Here is a 16,861-nt window from a genome sequence, read left to right as displayed (position 1 = left end):
ATGCGTACGACGGCGGTCTCCCAATGGCCGAACGATGCCATCTGGCCGTTTCTCCTCAGCCCTGTCGGCCGGGGCGGTAACCGGCCGGTTCTCCTGCCCGAGCTTGACTTGGGTCCTGAACCGGTGCAGTTGTTGCGCTCCCTAGTGCAGACCGCGAGCGGAGGGACCGATGGGGCCGTGCACGTCCGCGACTTCCGTCGCCAGCCCTACGGCCGACTGACCGTGCTGTTCCGGAGAGTCCGGGCAGGCAGTGACGGCAAAGCCCATCTTTGGGATCTGCCCGCCCGACGACGGATCACTAGCCTCGGCGGCCACGTCGCCCGGGTCAGCGACGTCGCGGTGTCCCCTAACGGGGCCCTGGTGGCTACCGCAAGTTGGGACCACACCGTGCGAATCTGGAACTCCCGCTCGGGGCGTGTGCTGCAGACGTTCGAGGGGCATCGCTCCTGGGTAGTGGGCTGTCGGTTCACGCCGGACAGCCGGAATCTGGTCACCGCCGCCGCCGACGGCACCGTCATCACTGTCGACGTGACATCGGGGAGGCGCGTCGCCGAGGCCCGGGTGCCGACAGTGCTGACCGGTCCCGTCGAGATCAACCGATCCGGGCGGGTGCTCTTCGTGGCTGCCGCCGACCACAGTGTGCGGGTGATCCGGCTGCGCAGCGGCCAGCAGGTCGGGGAACTGCGGGGCCACCGGGACCGGGTCACCGCGTGCTCCCTGGCACCAACGGGCCACTTGCTGGCCACCGCTGGTCGGGACCGGACGGTCCGGGTGTGGGACCTCGACGACGGTCGCGAGATTGCCGCCCTCACCGGGCACGAGGACTGGGTGACCGGCTGCGCGTGGCCCAGACCGGACGTGATCGCCTCGGTAAGCCTGGACGGGACGCTGCGGCAGTGGTCTCGAAATCACGACGTGCTGCTCCGCGAGGTGGGCCCGCTTCGAGCCGGTGCGGCGGTGCCAGGCACCGCCCACATGGTGGTGACCAGCGAGCACGGCCGGATGGTTGAGGTGAACACCTCCACCCGGCGGTCCGTCGGCACGCTTGTCGGCGACTCTGGTTGGCTCGACGTGGTCGCCTGTTCGCCCGACGGCCGGCTCATGGTGACCGGCAGCCACAACGATGATGCCATCGGACAGCACCCTTTTCGAGACGGATTCGGTCGCCCGGCGACGCTGGTCGAGGGTGTGCTGCTGCCGGGGCATCGGGACAGCGGGGCCCTGACCGAGCTCGACTGGCAGCGGGTGCACGCCATCTGCGTGGATGCGCTCGGGGTCGTGCTGAGCGACGAGCGGGAGCAGTTGGTCGTCCACGGAGGCGCAGCACCGCGACCGGCAGCCGTCGTTTCCGCCCCGCCGCGCCTGCAAGCCGGCCCGGAGCGGCGTGAGATCACCGCCGGCACGCCGCCCGCCGGTGCGCAGTTCAGGGGGGACGGGTGCGCCCTGCCGGCGATGGTCCTCGCTGGGCTCGGCGTGGGCGGAGTGGGAGCAGCAATCATGCACCTGCTCGGCTAACCCGCGGTTGATCAGCGGCGTCGCAGCTCTGGACTCGCGCCGCCACAACGATTGCTGCAGCTCAGCGTCACAAATGCGGCGCCGCGCAGCGGTGGCGCGCAATGCGTACGCCTCGCGTTCGTAAGGCAGCGGGCGGCTGAGCGAGGCAGAGGCCGTGACGGCCAGTCAGCTCTGTGCTGTTGGCGCGCGTAGCCGGGTCACCGCCTCGGCCAGCACCTCCGGCCGCTTGCAGAACGCGAACCGGACCAGCCGGCGGCCGGCCTCCACGTCGTCGTAGAACACCTGCGTGGGCACCGCCACCACACCGCAGCGCTCCGGCAGCGCCCGGCAGAACTCCACCCCGTCCCGGCCGCCGAGCGGCGTGACGTCGGCGGTGACGAAGTAGGTGCCCTCCGGCGCGAGCACGCCGAACCCGGCGTCGGCGAGCCCGGCGACGAGCTGGTCCCGCCGGCGTTGCAGGTCGTCCCGGAACCCGGTGAAGTAGGCGTCCGGCAGCCCGAGCGCCACCGCCACCGCGGGTTGCAGCGGCCCTGCGTTGACGAACGTCAGGAACTGCTTCACCCGCAGCACGGCGGCCACCAGCGGCGCCGGGCCGCTCACCCAGCCGACCTTCCAGCCGGTGCAGGAGAACGTCTTGCCGGCCGACGAGATGCGCAGCGTCCGCTCCCGCATGCCCGGCAGCGTGGCCAGCGGCACGTGCGACGCGGCGGCGTCGGTGAAGACCAGGTGCTCGTACACCTCGTCGGTGACCGCGTACACGTCGTGTTCCCGGCACAGCTCGGCGACCGTCGTCAGCTCGTCGGCGGTGAAGACCTTGCCGGTCGGGTTGTGCGGCGAGTTCAGCAGCACCAGCCGGGTACGCGGCCCGAACGCGGCGCGCAGCTCGTCCGGGTCGAACGCGTACCGGCCGTCCGGGCCGGGTTGCAGCGTCACCGGGCGCCGCACCGCTCCGGCCAGCGCGATCGAGGCGGCGTACGAGTCGTAGTACGGCTCGAAACAGATCACCTCGTCACCCGGCTCGCACAGCGCGAGGATGCTCGCCGCGATCGCCTCGGTCGCTCCGGCGGTCACCACGATCTCGCCGTCCGGGTCGTACTCCAGGCCCCAGAATCGGCGCTGGTGCGCGGCGACGGCGGCGCGCAGCGCGGGGATCCCCGGACCGGGCGGGTACTGGTTGTGGCCGGTCCGCAGCGCCTCGGCCGCGGCGGCGAGCATCTCCGGCGGGCCGTCGGTGTCCGGGAAGCCCTGCCCGAGGTTGACCGCGCCGGTACGCACGGCCAACGCGGACATCTCGGCGAAGACGGTGGTGCCGAACGGCCGCATCCGGGCCACCAGGGGATCGGTCGTCGTCACGGCTGCGAGCCTACGGCCCGCCGCGGCGCACTCACCAGCCGAAGCAGGTGGCGCCGTACTCGCCCGAGTCCTTGGAGACGACCTTGCCGTTGACGGTGATCCGGCAGGTCACGTCGCCGGACTCGACCGGGCTGGCGATGATCTGCACCCGCTCGCGGTCGTTCGCCGTGAAGCTCAGCCGCCAGGGGGTGTCCACGGCGCCGGGCTGGTGGAAGTTCGCGTCCGCGTCGTAGAACTGCACCTCCGCCTCGCCGTTGGAGGCGGTCACCTCGTACAGGACGGTGAACTTGCCGGGCCCGCCGGACGGGGTGGTCGCCGGCTTTGCCGGGGGCGCGGTCGGCTCGTCGGTCCAGTCGCCGGGTTCGCCGTAGATCGGTTCCTCGTACCGTTCGCCGGCTGCCGTCCCGTCGTCCATGGTGCTGCCGAGGAAGGCCAGCCCGACGCAACTGCAGACGATCAGCGCCAGGACGGTGACGATGCCGACCACCACACCGACCACCCAGCCGCCGCCGCTGCGGCGGGGCGGCATCCCCGGGTACGCGTACGGCGGCGGGTAGGGCCCGGGCGGGTAGGCGGTGGGCGGGTACGGCCCGGGCGGGTAAGCGCCGGGCGGGTAGGCGCCCGGCGGTGGCGACGAGCCGGGGTTGCCCGGCAGCGCCGACCAGCCCGGTGCTCCCGGCTGGCCTGGCCACTGCGGTGTGCCCGGGCCCACGGGCTGGGACGGCCACCCGCCCGGCGCCCCGGGCTGTCCCTGATCGCCGGCGCCCGGCGTGTCGGCCGGAGCGGCCCGGCCCGGGTCGCCCGCGGGTCGCCCCTCGGCGCCGCCCGCCGGGTCGGGGTGACCGCCCTCGGCGCCGGGGGCGCTCAAGGGGGCCGACGACGACGGCGACCAGGGCTCGGGTGGCGTCCACGGCTGTGGGGCGGCCAACGGGTCCGGCGGCGTCCAGGTGGACGGCTGGGGGGTCACCGGCGCGGCGGTCGGGTCGACCGGTCCGGGGGCCGGCTCGGGGGCGGGGGTCGTCTCGGACATCGGCTCAGCTCACAGGGGGTACGGCGCGGACGCCCGCGGAACGATGGGCCCGGGGGGCGGAGCCCGGCCCCAATGTAGGCCGTGGCGGCCAGCCGCGTGGACCCGGTCCGTCCGGGCGTGCCGCGTCCCGAACCGGTACGCACGCGGCAGATGAGCCCGGCTCGTGTGTTGTCCGACATTGCAGCCCCGGCGTTCGGTTCGCTCAAGTTCAGTGATCGTTAACCGGCCTTCCGAGCACGCGCGATGAGCGAAACTCGGTTAGGCTGCGGACCATGTGTGGAATCGTGGGTTACGCCGGTGCGCGCCCGGCGCTCGGCATCGTGCTTGACGGACTGCGGCGGCTCGAATACCGCGGCTACGACTCGGCCGGTGTCGCCGTGGTCTGCGAGGACGAGCTGCTGACCGAGAAGAAGGCCGGCAAGCTCGCGAATCTGGAGAAGGTCCTCTCCGAGCGGGCGGCGGACAACCCCGAGGACTGCGCGGCCAGCCCGATCGGCATTGGCGACGGCACCACCGGCATCGGCCACACCCGGTGGGCCACGCACGGCGGCCCGACCGACCGCAACGCCCACCCGCACCTCTCCCCGGACGGCCGGGTGGCCGTGATCCACAACGGCATCATCGAGAACTTCGCGAAGCTCCGCGCCGAGCTGGAGGACGAGGGCGTCGAGTTCGCCAGCGACACCGACACCGAGTGCGCCGCGCACCTGATCGCCCGCGCGCTGGCCGACCTGCGCTCGGCCGGCGAGACCGACAGCCCGCAGCTCCTCGCCGCCGCCATGCGCGTGGTCTGCGGTCGCCTGGAGGGCGCGTTCACGCTGCTCGCCGTCGACGCCGGCATCCCCGGCGCGGTGGTCGGCGCCCGGCGCAACTCGCCGCTGGTCGTCGGCCGGGGCGACGGCGAGAACTACCTGGCCAGCGACGTCGCCGCGTTCATCGAGCACACCCGGGACGCGGTCGAGCTGGGGCAGGACCAGATCGTCCTGATCACGCCGGACAGCATCGACATCACCGACTTCCACGGTCAGCCGGCCAGCGGCACGGACTTCCACATCGACTGGGACTCGTCGGCTGCCGAGAAGGGCGGCTACGACTGGTTCATGCTCAAGGAGATCGAGGAGCAGCCGCAGGCCATCGCCGACACGCTGCTGGGCCGGCTCACCGAGACCGGCGAGATCGCCCTCGACGAGGTCCGCCTCAGCGAGCAGGACCTGCGCGACGTCGACAAGATCTTCATCGTCGCCTGCGGCACCTCCTACCACGCCGGCCTGGTCGCCAAGTACGCCATCGAGCACTGGACCCGCATCCCCTGCGAGGTGGAGCTGGCCAGCGAGTTCCGCTACCGCGACCCGGTGCTGGACCGGTCCACGCTGATCGTGGTGATCTCGCAGTCCGGCGAGACGATGGACACGCTGATGGCGCTGCGGCACGCCAAGGAGCAGAAGGCCCGCGTGCTGGCGATCTGCAACACCAACGGCTCCACCATCCCGCGCGAGTCCGACGCCGTGCTCTACACCCACGGCGGCCCGGAGATCGCCGTCGCCTCCACCAAGGCGTTCCTCACCCAGGTCGTCGCCTGCTACCTGATCGGCCTGCACCTGGCCCAGGTGCGCGGCATCAAGTTCGCCGACGAGGTGGGCGCGGTCGTCGCCCAGCTCCAGGAGATGCCGGGCAAGCTGCGGGAGCTGCTGGAACGGATCGAGCCGGTCCGCGAGCTGGGCCGCGAGTTGAAGTCCGAGCCGACGGTGCTGTTCATCGGCCGGCACGTGGGCTACCCGGTGGCGCTGGAGGGCGCGCTGAAGCTCAAGGAGCTGGCGTACATGCACGCCGAGGGCTTCGCCGCCGGTGAGCTGAAGCACGGCCCGATCTCGCTGATCGACCAGGGCACCCCGGTGATCTGCATCGTGCCGTCCCCGGTCGGCCGGGGCATGCTGCACGACAAGGTCGTCTCCAACATCCAGGAGGTACGCGCCCGGGGCGCCCGCACCATCGTGATCGCGGAGGAGGGCGACCAGGCGGTGGTCCGCTACGCCGATCACCTGATCTACGTGCCGCGTACGCCGACGCTGCTGGCGCCGCTGGTGACCACTGTGCCGTTGCAGGTGCTGGCCGCCGAGATCGCCGCCGCCCGGGGGCACGACGTCGACCAGCCCCGGAACCTGGCCAAGTCGGTGACGGTCGAGTAGTCCGCTTTCGTCCACGGTCCCTCCGCCCGTAGCCCGGGCGGAGGGACCGCGCCGTCTCCGGCCCGCCTCGGGCGGGTCATCGGCCCAGCACGATCCGGGCCATGCCGTCCAGCGCCGGGTTGTCCGGGTCCCAGTAGCCGGTGTGGCCGTGCGGGGCGCTCGGGAACCGCCGCCCGCCGAAACCCGGCGCGCTCGGATCGGCGCCGAACCAGAGCCGCTCGCCGTGCGGGTCGAGCACGGCGAGCGCCGGGCCGAGCGGCGTACCGGCGAGCAGGGCGCGGCGGGCCAGTTCGTCCGGCGGACGCGCCAGCCGGATCACGTCGTCCGGCGCGGTCGACGACCAGACCTCACCGGCGGGCATCCGCAGCTCGGTGGCGTGGCCGACGCCGACGCCGGGCGAGCCGACGAAGACCAGCGCGTCCGCGCTCAGCCCGTGGTCCCGGGCGGCGGCGCCGACCACCAGTGAGCCGTAGCTGTGCCCGAGCACCGTCTGCCGGGCCGGCGAACCCTCGTGCGCGGCGCGCAGCCCTTCCTGGAAGCGGTGCAGGGCCGGCCCGGCGTCCTCGGCCTGCCTGGCGCCGGCCACCTCGGTGAGGAAGTCGGGCGCGTCGTAGTCCAGCCAGAGCACCGCCGCCGCCTCCTCGCCCGGCCCCAGCGCCGCGCACCGCCGCAGCACCCGGGCGGCCCGCCCCAGCTCGTCCGGCGCGTCGGCGAGGTCCGAGGTCATGCCCGGGACGTAGGTCAGCACCGCGGCGGACCGGTCCGGGTTGCCGAGCGCCTCCACCGCGCGCCCGTCGCCGCCCGGGTCCAGCCCCAGCAGGTACGCCCGCGGCAGCCCCGGCGCGGCGAGCCGCTCGCTGAGCCGGTCCAGCCCGCGCAGCGCCGCCTCGACGCCGGCCAGCCGGATGCGCCGGGACACCTCCAGCGGTCCGGCCGGCAGCGGGTGCAGCAACGCGTGGCGGCGCGCGAGCAGTTCCGTCCGCCGGTCGCCGAGCAACAGCCGGTTGGCCTGGTCCCGGGCGGCGGCCGGCACGCCGTCGAGGCGGCCGATCCGATCCGGTTCCCGCCCGACCAGCCAGCGCCGCTCGGCCGCGCTCAGCCCGGCCCACCAGCGGCTCACCTCGGCCGGCCCGGCGCCGGGGCCCGGCCGCCACGCGGGCGGGACGCTGACCCAGCCGGTCACCGTCGCGGTGGTCAGCTCCGCCAGGCGGCGAACCGCCTCCCGGTCGGCGGCGCCGACGAGCGTCAGCGCGCCCCGGATCCCGGCCCGCGCGTCGACCACCGCCGGACCGGCCTGGGACACGGGCCGGGCCGGATCGGGCCGCACCGCGCCGGAGCGGTCCACGAGCAGGCCGCCGGACTCGGCGCGGGCCACCTCGGCGCCGAGCCGGGCCTTCGCCGCGCCCAGCCGGGCGCCGAACTCGGCCAGCACCTGGTCGGCCTCGAACAGGGCGGGCAGCACGTCGGTGAGGTCGGTGCGCAGGTCCCCGATCCGCCGCTGTGCCGCGGCCGAGGCCGCGCCCGACCAGCCGGGCCGGAGTGCGCCGATCCGCGCGGTCAGCGCGTCGGCGCGACGGCGCACCGGCCCGGCGAGCCCTCGCCAGGCCACCCCGGCTGTGGACCAGGCGCCCGGATCGGCCCGCCAGAGCTGCGCGTAACCGACCGGGACGTCCGCAAGGCCGCCGGACCGCCCGGCGGGGCCTGCGGAGCCTGGCGCGGACCGCCCGGCAGCGCCGCCGCTCACCGGAGCACCCCGCTGAGGCGGCGCGCGGCGCGCTCGTCCACCGCCTCGTAGCCGTCCGCCCCGCGGCGCAACGCCCCGGCGGTGTCGGCCACCCGGGCGCCGAGCGTGCCGGACCAGCGCCGCACCGCCGACTCCAGGTCGGCCAGCGCCGCCCCGGCCCGCCAGCCGTCCGCCGCCACCAGCAGCGACTCCGCCGCCGCCCCCGGGCCCCGGGCCAGCCGGTACGCGTCGTCGGCCAACTCCCGCGCGACCGCGCGCAGCAGCTCCGGGTCGACGTCGAACGGTTTCTCCACCACGTGACCTCCCCACGTCGCCCGACGCCACCCACCGGCCCCGGACACCGGGACGCTAGGCCGCCCGGCGGTCCCACCGCGGACCCCTGTGGACAACGGCCGGGGTTTTCCACAGGGCGCTTCCGCCAGCCGGTCCCGGGCTCGTACCGCCGGTAGGGTGAGGCCGTGATCGGGACAGCCGCGGGCGGAAGCTGAAGCCGGCCGCGCCGGCGCGACGAACGGGACGGGGTGGCATGAGACCGGTATGGCGCGTCGCGGACGTTCGCGCGGCGGAAGCGGGCCTGATGGCCACCCTCCCGCCCGGGGCGTTGATGCACCGGGCCGCGGCAGGGCTGGCCCGCCGCTGCGCGTTGCTGCTCGGTGACCGGGGCGGGGTCTACGGCGCCCGGGTGCTGCTGCTTGTCGGCTCCGGCGACAACGGAGGCGACGCGCTCTTCGCGGGCGCGCACCTGGCCCGCCGGGGCGCGGCGGTGGCCGCGCTGCTGCTGAGCCCCGGTCGGGCGCACGCGGAGGGTCTGGCCGCTCTGCGTGCCGCCGGCGGGCGCGTCGTCGACCGGCCACCCGCCGGAGCCGACCTGGTGGTCGACGGCATCGTGGGCATCGGCGGCACGGGCGGGTTGCGGGACACGGCCGAGCAGCTCGCCGCGAGCCTGACCGGGCACCTCGGCAGGGACGGCAGGCGCGCCACCGTGGTCGCGGTCGACGTGCCCAGCGGTGTCGAGGTCGACACCGGCCACGTCCCGCTGACCGACGCCGGGCGGCCCCGCGCGGTCCGCGCCGACGTGACAGTGGCCTTCGGCGCGCTCAAGCCGGCGCTGGCCGTCGGGCCGGCCGCCGAGCTGGCCGGAGAGGTCGAGCTGGTCGACATCGGGCTGACGCCGTGGCTGCGCGGCACGCCGGCGCTCCAGGTGATCGAGCTGACGGACGTGGTCGACTGGTGGCCGGCGCTGGGCGCGTCGTCGGAGAAGTACACCCGGGGTGTGGTCGGCGTGGCCACCGGCTCGGCCACCTACCCCGGCGCGGCGGTCCTCTCTGTCGCCGGGGCGCTCGCCGGCCCCACCGGCCTGGTCCGCTACGCCGGGAGCGCCAAGGGCGAGGTGCTGCACCAGCACCCGTCGGTGATCGCCACCGGCCGGGTCGCCGACGCGGGCCGGGTGCAGGCGTGGGTCTGCGGCTCCGGGCTCGGCACCGGCGAGGGCTCCGCCGCCGAGCTGCGCGCGGTGCTCGCCGCGCCGGTGCCGGTGGTGCTCGACGCGGACGCGTTGACGCTGCTCGTGGACGGCAAGCTGGCCGACCGGCTGCGCGGCCGGGACGCCCCGATCGTGGTGACCCCGCACGACCGCGAGTACGCCCGGCTCTGCGGCGAGATGCCGGGGGAGGACCGGGTCGCCGCCGCGCTACGGCTGGCCGCCTGGATGAACGCGGTGGTGCTGCTCAAGGGCGACCGCACGGTCATCGGCACGCCCGACGGCCGCGCGTACGTGAACCCGACCGGCACTCCGGTGCTGGCCACCGGTGGCACCGGCGACGTGCTGGCCGGGTTGCTCGGCTCGCTGCTCGCCGCGGGGCTGGCCCCGGAGCGGGCGGCCGGCGCCGCGGCGTACCTGCACGGGCTGGCCGGCCGGGAGGCGGCACGCGGCGGTCCCGTGACCGCGCCCGACGTGGCCACCGCGTTGCGTCCGGTGTTGGCCCGGCTGGGGTGATCCGGACGACGGCCGGGTATGGCGACGGGCAGCGGCCGTGCGGCTCACGGCCATGATGATCACTGACGGAAGTAGGCTGGGAGCATGTGGCAGTCGGAGGTGCGCGTCGACCTGGACGCGATCCGGGAGAACGTGGCCCGGCTCAAGGCCGGCACCAGCGCCGAGCTGATGGCGGTGGTCAAGGGCGACGGGTACGGGCACGGCATGGTGCCGGCGGCCCGCGCGGCGCTCGACGCCGGTGCGGACCAGCTCGGCGTCTGCACGCTGGACGAGGCGCTGCGGCTGCGCGAGGAGGGCATCACCGCGCCGGTGCTGGCCTGGCTGCTCAGCCCCGGCCTGCCGCTGCACGACGGGATCACCGTCGGTGTCGACCTCGGCTGCGCCGGCCTCACCCAGCTCGACGAGATGATCGAGGCGAGCCGCCGGGCGGACCGCCCGGCCCGGCTGCACCTCAAGATCGACACCGGGCTGGCCCGTGGTGGCGCCACCGTCGCCGACTGGCCGGCGCTGCTGGAGGCCGCCGCGAAGGCCCAGGCCGACGGCCTGGTCGAGGTGGTCGGCGTGTGGAGCCACTTCGTGTACGCGGACTCGCCCGGCCACCCCACCACCGATCGCCAGCTCGCCGTCTTCCACGAAGGGCTGGAGATGGTGACGCGCGCCGGTCTGCGCCCTCGCTACCGCCACCTGGCCAACTCGGCCGCCACGCTCACCCGGCCGGACACCCATTTCGACCTGGTCCGGCCCGGCATCGCCGTCTACGGCCTGTCGCCGGTCGCGGGCGAGAAGTTCGGTCTGCGTCCGGCGATGACCGCCCGCGCCCGGGTGATGCTGACCAAGCGGGTGGCGGCCGGCACCGGCGTCTCCTACGGCCACACCTACCTCACGGAGCAGGAGGCCAACCTCGCGGTGGTGCCGCTCGGCTACGCCGACGGGGTGCCCCGGCACGCCTCCAACACCGGGCCGGTCCAGCTCGCCGGCAAGCGCCGGAACATCTCCGGGCGGGTCTGCATGGACCAGTTCGTGGTCGACTGCGGCGACGATGAGGTGGCCGACGGCGACGTGGCGACGCTGTTCGGCAGCGGGGCGGACGGCGAGCCCACCGCCGACGACTGGGCCGAGGCCGTCGGCACCATCAACTACGAGATCGTGACCCGTTTCGGCGGCGTGCGCGTGCCCCGCGTCTACGACGGCGAGCGCGCATGAGTGTCCGGTTGCCGCGACCGCGTACCGCCGCCGGCAAGGTCGCCGGCCTGGTCGGCGCGGCCGTCGGGGTGGCCGCCGCCGGGCTCGCGGCGGGCGTGGTCAGCGAGCGGGTGCTGGTCCGCCGGCTCAAGAACGACCCGACCGACCGGTACGCCGACGAGGTGTTCGGCGAGCAGCGCTACGACGAGGCGTACCGGCTGGAGATGCCGGACGGCACCGACATCCATGTGGAGGTGGTCGAGCCGACCCGCCCGGTGGCCGGGCACCCGACTGTGGTGCTTGTGCACGGGTTCTGCCTGGACATGGGCACGTTCCACTTCCAGCGCAAGCGGCTCGCCGAGCGCGGCGACTACCGGGTGGTCGCGTACGACCAGCCGGGGCACGGCCGGTCCGGCCGGCTGGAGAGCGGCGAGTACGACCTGACCGCGCTGGGCCACACGCTGCGCCGGGTGCTCGACGAGGTGGCCCCGGAGGGTCCGCTGGTGCTCGTCGGCCACTCGATGGGCGGCATGACGATCATGGCGCTGGCCGAGCTGTACCCGGAGATGTTCGGTGACCGCGTGGTCGGCACCGTGCTGATGGCCACCTCCGGGGGCCTCGCGGCGGAGACGAAGCTGGTGGCGCCCGCGCTGCTCGGCCGGGTCGGCGCGCCGGTGCTCTACATGATGAGCAACGCCACCCGGTACGGCGGCACCGTGATCGACAGGGCGCGCCGGTCGACCTCGAACGTGGCCTGGCTGCTCACCCGCAAGTACGGCTTCGGCACCTCGACGCCGAGCCCGGCCCTGGTGTCGTACGTCGAGATGATGAACTCGCGCACCTCGGCCGACACGGTCACCCGCTACCTGCGCACGATCGCCACCCACTCCCGCTTCCCGGCGCTGGCCGCGCTGGCCGGCTCGCCGGTGCTGGTGATCGTGGGGGACAAGGACATGATCACGCCGGTGACGCACTCCGAGGAGATCGTCCGGCGGCTGCCGCACGCGGAGTTCGTGAAGATCCACGACAGCGGGCACGTGCTGATGCTGGAGCACGCCGACGACGTGAACGCGGCGCTGGAGAGGTTCCTGGAGTCGCTGTGACGGTGATCGTGGAGCTGAAGACCGTCGACGACACCCACGAGTTCGGGCGGCGGCTGGCCGGGGTGCTGCGCGCCGGTGACCTGCTGCTGCTCAGCGGCCCGCTCGGGGCCGGCAAGACCGCGCTGACCCAGGGCATCGGCGCCGGCCTGGGCGTACGCGGCGACATCACCTCACCCACCTTCGTCATCGCCCGGGTGCACCGGCCAGACCCGGATCGGGACGGCCGGGTGACGCTCGTGCACGCCGACGCGTACCGCCTGGGTGAGGCCGCCGACCCGCGGGCGGAGATCGACGACCTCGACCTGGACGCCTCGGTGGACGAGGCGGTCACTGTGGTGGAGTGGGGCGAGGGAATGGTCGAGCAACTGGTCGACGCGCACCTGCGGGTACGCATCGACCGCCGCGACGACGACACCCGGGCGGTCACGCTGGAGCCGGTGGGCGGGGACTGGGCCGCCCGGGTCGCCGAACTGTCCTGAGTCAGGGCTGAAGGGGCATCGTCCAGCAGTTGGAGTAGGCCGTCCGCCCGGCGAGCCGGTCGGTCAGCCAGGCCACCGCGTCGCCCTGGTCGGTGATGAGCGGCACCAGGTGGTTGGTGAGGATCTTGTCCCCGAGGTTGGGCAGGCTGATCGCCTGGTAGGTCACGTTGCCGCCCTTGCGGCACCAGTCGACAGCCAGTTGGCGGGCCTGCCGGTGGGGCACGATGTCGTCCTGGATGCCGGTCGCCACACGTACCGGGCCGGTGGGCTTGAGCGTGCCGATGCGCTGCCGGTCGAGGACGGCCTGGGCCTCGGGCGATGCGGCGATGACGGCGGTGAGGGATCGGCCGCCGGTGATCCACCTGGTGCTCTTGGTGAACGCGTACCGGAGGATCGCGTCGCCGACGCACATGGTCGAGGTGTCCTTCAGCGCGGCCCGGCCGGTGTCGTTGAGGGCGGCCTCGATGACGTCCCGCAGGGCCGGGTCGGACTGGGCGAAGCCGTTCAGCGACCACCCGAGCGCCCCCACCAGCGCGCTGCCGTCGATGCCGCCGATGACCGCGGTCAGGTCGGCGGGCGGCGCGCCGACGTAGGTTCCGGCGACCGGCACGTCGGGCGCGTAGGTGGACTGGAGTTCGGCGGCGGCGGCGCTGGCGCCCCCACCCTGGCTGTATCCGTACAGGCCGACGCGGGACTCCGCAGTGACCGAGGCTCCGGGTACGGCGCGGGCGGCGCGGGCCGCGTCCAGCAGGGCGCGTCCCCCGTCGAGGCGGTTGACGTAGGTGTGCACCCGGTCGGTCGCGCCCAGGCCGACGTAGTCGGTGACGACGACCGCCGCGCCGGTGGCGAGGAGGCGGTAGACGGCGAGGGCCTCGTAGCCGACCGACACCGTGTCGCCGGTGAGCGTCAGCGGATGTTGCAGCGAGAACGACGGTGCGCACTGGTCGCCCTGCCCCATGGTCCCCGAGGCGACGGCGACCAGCGGGCGCGGGCCGGCGCCCCGCCACGCCGCCGACGGTTCGATGTAGGCGCCGGTCACCGCGACGGGCCGGCCGTTGGAGTCGGTGGACCGGTACATGAGCCGCGTGGCCGTGCCGGGCATCGGGCGGCCGTCGAGCCCGGGAATGCTCAGGCCGAGCGGCAGGGGCTCGGTGCGGATCAGCGTGCCGTTGGTGGTGGGCAGGTCGGCGGGCGGTTGGTAGAAGGCCGGAATGGTCACCCCGCGGGAGACCACGGGCGCGGCGCCGTCGGCGGACGCGGCTGTGCCGGATCCGGCCAGGTAGACGGCTGCCGCCGCGGCGACGGCCAGCATCCGGAGGCCTGGCGTGCGGCGGGGGGAGAGGGCGGTGGAGGGCGTGCGGGGACGGGTGTTTCTCCTGCTCACGGGCACTCCTAGCGAGCATCGATGGTGGTGGATGCAAGCTAGCAGTGGTGGTGTGGCGTAAGTAACTTGCCAGTAGGTTACGCTCCGGTAACTTTTCCCGTCCAGTGCCCGGCGCTGCCGCAGCACGGGAGTGTCGGTTGCGGCTGGTATGAAGATGGCGACCCGACGAGGAGAGGTTGCCGATGCCCGACGCCCCCACCCTGGACCTGCCGGCGCTGCTGCCGGAGGCCTGGCGTGCCGTGCTCACCCCCCACCTCGACCCGGCCCGCACCGCCGCGCTGGCCGAGTTCGTCACCAGGGAGTACGCGACCGCCACCGTCTTCCCGCCGCTGGAGGACCTGTTCTCCGCCTACCGGCAGTGCGGGCCGGCCGACACGAGGGTGCTCATCCTCGGGCAGGACCCGTACCACAAGGCGGGCCAGGCGCACGGGCTGAGCTTCAGCGTCCGCGAGGGGGTGGCGGTCCCGCCGTCGCTGCGCAACGTCTTCAAGGAGATGAGCGAGGACCTGGGCGTGCCGAAGCCGCGCAGCGGCAACCTCGACGGCTGGGCCGCGCAGGGCGGCCTGCTGCTCAACTCGGTGCTGACCGTCCGGCAGGCCACCCCCGGCTCGCACGCGAACAAGGGCTGGGAGGAGTTCACCGACGCCACCATCCGGGCGCTCGACGCGCTCGACCAGCGCGTGGTCTTCCTGCTCTGGGGCGGCTACGCGCGCAAGAAGGCGGCGCTCGTGACCAACCCGCAGCACGTGGTGCTGGAGGCCGGCCACCCGAGCCCGATGAACCCGCGCGGCTTCCTCGGCAGCCGCCCGTTCAGCGCGGCGAACAAGGCCCTGGCCGACGCGGGGCTGCCCACCATCGACTGGGAGCGCTCAGCCGGCTGACCCGTCCTGCGCCTCGCCCGCCGCGGCGAGGCGCCGGCGGTACCGGGACAGCAGTTCGGCCGTACGCCGGTCGGTCACCTCCACCTCGACCAGCGGCTCGACCGGGTAGGTGCGCTCGCCGAGCCTGATCTCGATCGGCTCGGGCAGTTCGTCGCACATCCGGGCCCGCCGCTCGCCGAACCGGGTCCGCCAGCGGTGCTCGCCCGGTTCCTCGGGCTCCGGGTGGCCCCCGCCCCACTCCTGCCATCGGGCATCCCAGCGCTGCGCGCGGCCCCGCTCCAGGAACGCGGTGAACCGCGGGGAGTCCCGCCACCGCACCGCGATCTCGACCGCGTCCACCGGCAGTGGCGCGCCCTGCAACAGGGCCGCCGTGCCGCCCGCCAGCACGTACGGCAGGTCGCCCAGCGCGTCCATGATCGGGTCCAGCCGGAGATGATCGATCCGCTCGGTCAGCGCGGTCCCGGCCATTTCGTCAAGCGCCGCGTCCAGGTGACTGTCCAGCGGCTCGACCTCGATCCGCAGTTGCCGATCCAGCGCGGCGAGCAGACGTTCCGCAGTCGTCAGGCTGGGCAGCCGGTCGCCGCGCTCGATCCGGGCGACGGCGGCCTGGCTGATCCCGGCCCGCGTGGCCAGGGCCTGCTGGGTGAGCCCGGCCAGTTCCCGTTCGTGGCGCAGGGTGCGGGCGATCTCCTGGACCAGGCGACTCTCCGTCATCTCCGGAGGATGACAACCCACCGTCGCGCGATATACCTGTGAGTCATATTTATGACCGAGAGGTATATCGCTCTCAGGTCATCTCTTCCGGGGAGACGCTACGCACCGTGACCGGGCGAGCGGCGAGGGCGTGCCAGGGGTGGGCGGAGCGGACGGCTAGGCTGGCTTACCGTGCTCGTACTCGTGGTGGACTCCTCGACGCCCGCGGTGACCGCGGCGCTGGCCGAGGTCTCGGCGGACGGCGTCGCGGTTCGTGCGTCCCGATGCACTGTCGACGCCCGCGCCCACGGCGAGCTGCTCGCGCCGCAGGTCGACGCCGTGCTCGCGGACGTCGGCGCGCGGCCCGCCGACCTGGCCGCGATCGTCGCCGGCCTCGGCCCGGGCCCGTTCACCGGGCTGCGGGTCGGGCTGGTCACCGCCGCCACCATGGGGCAGGTGCTCGGCGTTCCCACGTACGGTGTCTGCTCGCTGGACGGGCTCGGCCACCCGGCGGCCGCCGGCGAGCCGGTGCTGGCGGCGAGCGACGCGCGGCGGCGGGAAATCTACTGGGCCGTCTACGACGGCGCCGGCCAACGTCTGGTCGGGCCGGAGGTCGCCGCCCCGGCGGTCGTCGCGCAGCGGGCACGCGACCTGGCGGTCACCGTCGCGGTCGGCGACGGCGCGCACCGGTACGCCGACGTGCTCGGCCTGCCGGTGCGGGACGAGCCGCGCTACCCGGACCCGCTGGCGCTGGCGCGTCTCGCCGCGCCGCGGATCCGCGCGGGCGCGCCCGGCGAGACGCTCACCCCGCTCTACCTGCGTCGCCCCGACGCGGTCGCGGCCACCGGCCACAAGCCGGTCCTGCCATGAGGCTGGGCCGGTTCCGCTGGTGGCACGTCGAGGAGGTGCTGCCCATCGAGGCGGACCTGTTCGGCGCCGAGCAGTGGTCGGCGGGGATGTTCTGGAACGAACTCGCCAACGGCCACTTCTACCTGGCCGCCACCGACGACGACGGCGCCGTGCTCGGCTACGCCGGACTGGCCGTCTACCCGCCCGACGAGGCGTGGGTGCAGAACGTCGCGGTCCGCCGCGACGCCCAGCGCCGGGGTGTCGGCCGGCTGCTGCTGGAGGCGCTGCTCGCCGAGGCGTCCCGGCGCGGCGTCCGCAGCACGCTGCTGGAGGTCGCCGCGGACAACGCCCCGGCGCAGCGGCTCTACGCCGGCTACGGCTTCGAGCCGATCGGCGTACGGCGCGGCTACTACCAACCGAGCAACACCGACGCGCTGGTCATGCAGCGCAACGAGGACTGACGAGC

The 16,861-nt window shown here is 74.3% G+C and carries 15 protein-coding genes; 9 read left to right on the top strand and 6 right to left on the bottom strand.

Translation table 11 applies throughout. The annotated features are described in order from the left end of the window. Window positions 1–1,515, top strand: a complete 1,515-nt coding sequence (locus MicB006_RS22160; RefSeq protein WP_116508658.1) for a WD40 repeat domain-containing protein — start codon at window positions 1–3, stop codon at window positions 1,513–1,515. Window positions 1,516–1,680: 165 nt separating this feature from the next. Here the strand turns inward: MicB006_RS22160 and MicB006_RS22155 are convergent, their stop codons facing one another. Together MicB006_RS22155 and MicB006_RS22150 are read right to left on the bottom strand one after the other, a co-directional pair. Then, a complete protein-coding gene (locus MicB006_RS22155; protein WP_116508656.1) occupies window positions 1,681–2,868 on the bottom strand; it encodes a pyridoxal phosphate-dependent aminotransferase in 1,188 nt (395 codons plus the stop codon). 31 nt (window positions 2,869–2,899) lie between these two features. Beyond that, on the bottom strand, window positions 2,900–3,898 hold the full coding sequence (locus tag MicB006_RS22150; RefSeq protein WP_116508654.1) for an MmpS family transport accessory protein: 999 nt from the start codon (window positions 3,896–3,898) through the stop codon (window positions 2,900–2,902). A 272-nt stretch (window positions 3,899–4,170) separates the two neighbouring features. Here MicB006_RS22150 and glmS point away from each other — a divergent pair, with 272 nt between their 5' ends. Beyond that, window positions 4,171–6,084: a glutamine--fructose-6-phosphate transaminase (isomerizing) gene (gene glmS, locus MicB006_RS22145; protein WP_116508652.1), complete on the top strand. Its 1,914-nt coding sequence runs from the start codon at window positions 4,171–4,173 to the stop codon at window positions 6,082–6,084. Between the two features lie 76 nt (window positions 6,085–6,160). Here the strand turns inward: glmS and MicB006_RS22140 are convergent, their stop codons facing one another. Both MicB006_RS22140 and MicB006_RS22135 read right to left on the bottom strand, forming a co-directional pair. Then, window positions 6,161–7,828, bottom strand: coding sequence for an alpha/beta hydrolase (locus MicB006_RS22140; RefSeq protein ID WP_225980451.1), 1,668 nt, complete (start codon window positions 7,826–7,828; stop codon window positions 6,161–6,163). Beyond that, window positions 7,825–8,121, bottom strand: a complete 297-nt coding sequence (locus tag MicB006_RS22135; protein WP_225980450.1) for a type VII secretion target — start codon at window positions 8,119–8,121, stop codon at window positions 7,825–7,827. Before MicB006_RS22135 ends, MicB006_RS22140 begins: the two co-directional genes overlap by 4 nt. 233 nt (window positions 8,122–8,354) lie before the next feature. Between MicB006_RS22135 and MicB006_RS22130 the strand changes: the two genes are divergently transcribed. The 4 genes from MicB006_RS22130 (at window position 8,355) to tsaE (ending at window position 12,588) form a co-directional block, all read left to right on the top strand. Then, window positions 8,355–9,824 (top strand): NAD(P)H-hydrate dehydratase, encoded by a 1,470-nt coding sequence (locus tag MicB006_RS22130; RefSeq protein WP_116508648.1) that lies wholly within the window; start codon window positions 8,355–8,357, stop codon window positions 9,822–9,824. Between the two features lie 84 nt (window positions 9,825–9,908). After that, window positions 9,909–11,027, top strand: coding sequence for an alanine racemase (alr, locus tag MicB006_RS22125; RefSeq protein WP_116508646.1), 1,119 nt, complete (start codon window positions 9,909–9,911; stop codon window positions 11,025–11,027). Then, window positions 11,024–12,109, top strand: coding sequence for an alpha/beta fold hydrolase (locus MicB006_RS22120; RefSeq protein ID WP_116508644.1), 1,086 nt, complete (start codon window positions 11,024–11,026; stop codon window positions 12,107–12,109). Before alr ends, MicB006_RS22120 begins: the two co-directional genes overlap by 4 nt. After that, window positions 12,106–12,588 (top strand): tRNA (adenosine(37)-N6)-threonylcarbamoyltransferase complex ATPase subunit type 1 TsaE, encoded by a 483-nt coding sequence (gene tsaE, locus MicB006_RS22115; RefSeq protein WP_116508643.1) that lies wholly within the window; start codon window positions 12,106–12,108, stop codon window positions 12,586–12,588. Before MicB006_RS22120 ends, tsaE begins: the two co-directional genes overlap by 4 nt. 1 nt (window position 12,589) lies before the next feature. On the opposite strand, the gene MicB006_RS22110 is transcribed toward tsaE, so the two are convergent. Beyond that, window positions 12,590–13,972 (bottom strand): lipase family protein, encoded by a 1,383-nt coding sequence (locus tag MicB006_RS22110; RefSeq protein ID WP_116508641.1) that lies wholly within the window; start codon window positions 13,970–13,972, stop codon window positions 12,590–12,592. A gap of 182 nt (window positions 13,973–14,154) precedes the next feature. On the opposite strand from MicB006_RS22110, the gene ung reads away from it, so the two are divergent. Continuing rightward, entirely contained in the window at window positions 14,155–14,853 is a 699-nt protein-coding gene (ung, locus tag MicB006_RS22105; protein WP_116508638.1) for a uracil-DNA glycosylase, read from the top strand. Here ung and MicB006_RS22100 read toward each other — a convergent pair. Beyond that, window positions 14,842–15,567, bottom strand: a complete 726-nt coding sequence (locus tag MicB006_RS22100; RefSeq protein ID WP_116508636.1) for a helix-turn-helix domain-containing protein — start codon at window positions 15,565–15,567, stop codon at window positions 14,842–14,844. The two genes, ung and MicB006_RS22100, sit on opposite strands and share 12 nt — an antisense overlap. A gap of 171 nt (window positions 15,568–15,738) precedes the next feature. On the opposite strand from MicB006_RS22100, the gene tsaB reads away from it, so the two are divergent. Both tsaB and rimI read left to right on the top strand, forming a co-directional pair. Continuing rightward, complete coding sequence (gene tsaB / locus MicB006_RS22095; RefSeq protein WP_073828897.1) at window positions 15,739–16,416, top strand: tRNA (adenosine(37)-N6)-threonylcarbamoyltransferase complex dimerization subunit type 1 TsaB; 678 nt, start codon at window positions 15,739–15,741, stop codon at window positions 16,414–16,416. Continuing rightward, the gene (gene rimI / locus MicB006_RS22090; protein ID WP_116508634.1) at window positions 16,413–16,856 is read left to right on the top strand and encodes a ribosomal protein S18-alanine N-acetyltransferase; all 444 of its coding nucleotides are present in this window, start codon (window positions 16,413–16,415) and stop codon (window positions 16,854–16,856) included. Before tsaB ends, rimI begins: the two co-directional genes overlap by 4 nt. The last annotated feature ends 5 nt before the right edge of the window (window positions 16,857–16,861 follow it).

This window comes from Micromonospora sp. B006 (genome assembly GCF_003408515.1).
GTDB lineage: Bacteria > Actinomycetota > Actinomycetes > Mycobacteriales > Micromonosporaceae > Micromonospora > Micromonospora echinospora_A.
The sequence above is the reverse complement of the archived record's forward strand: the minus strand, read 5'-3'. Positions and strand labels throughout refer to the sequence as shown.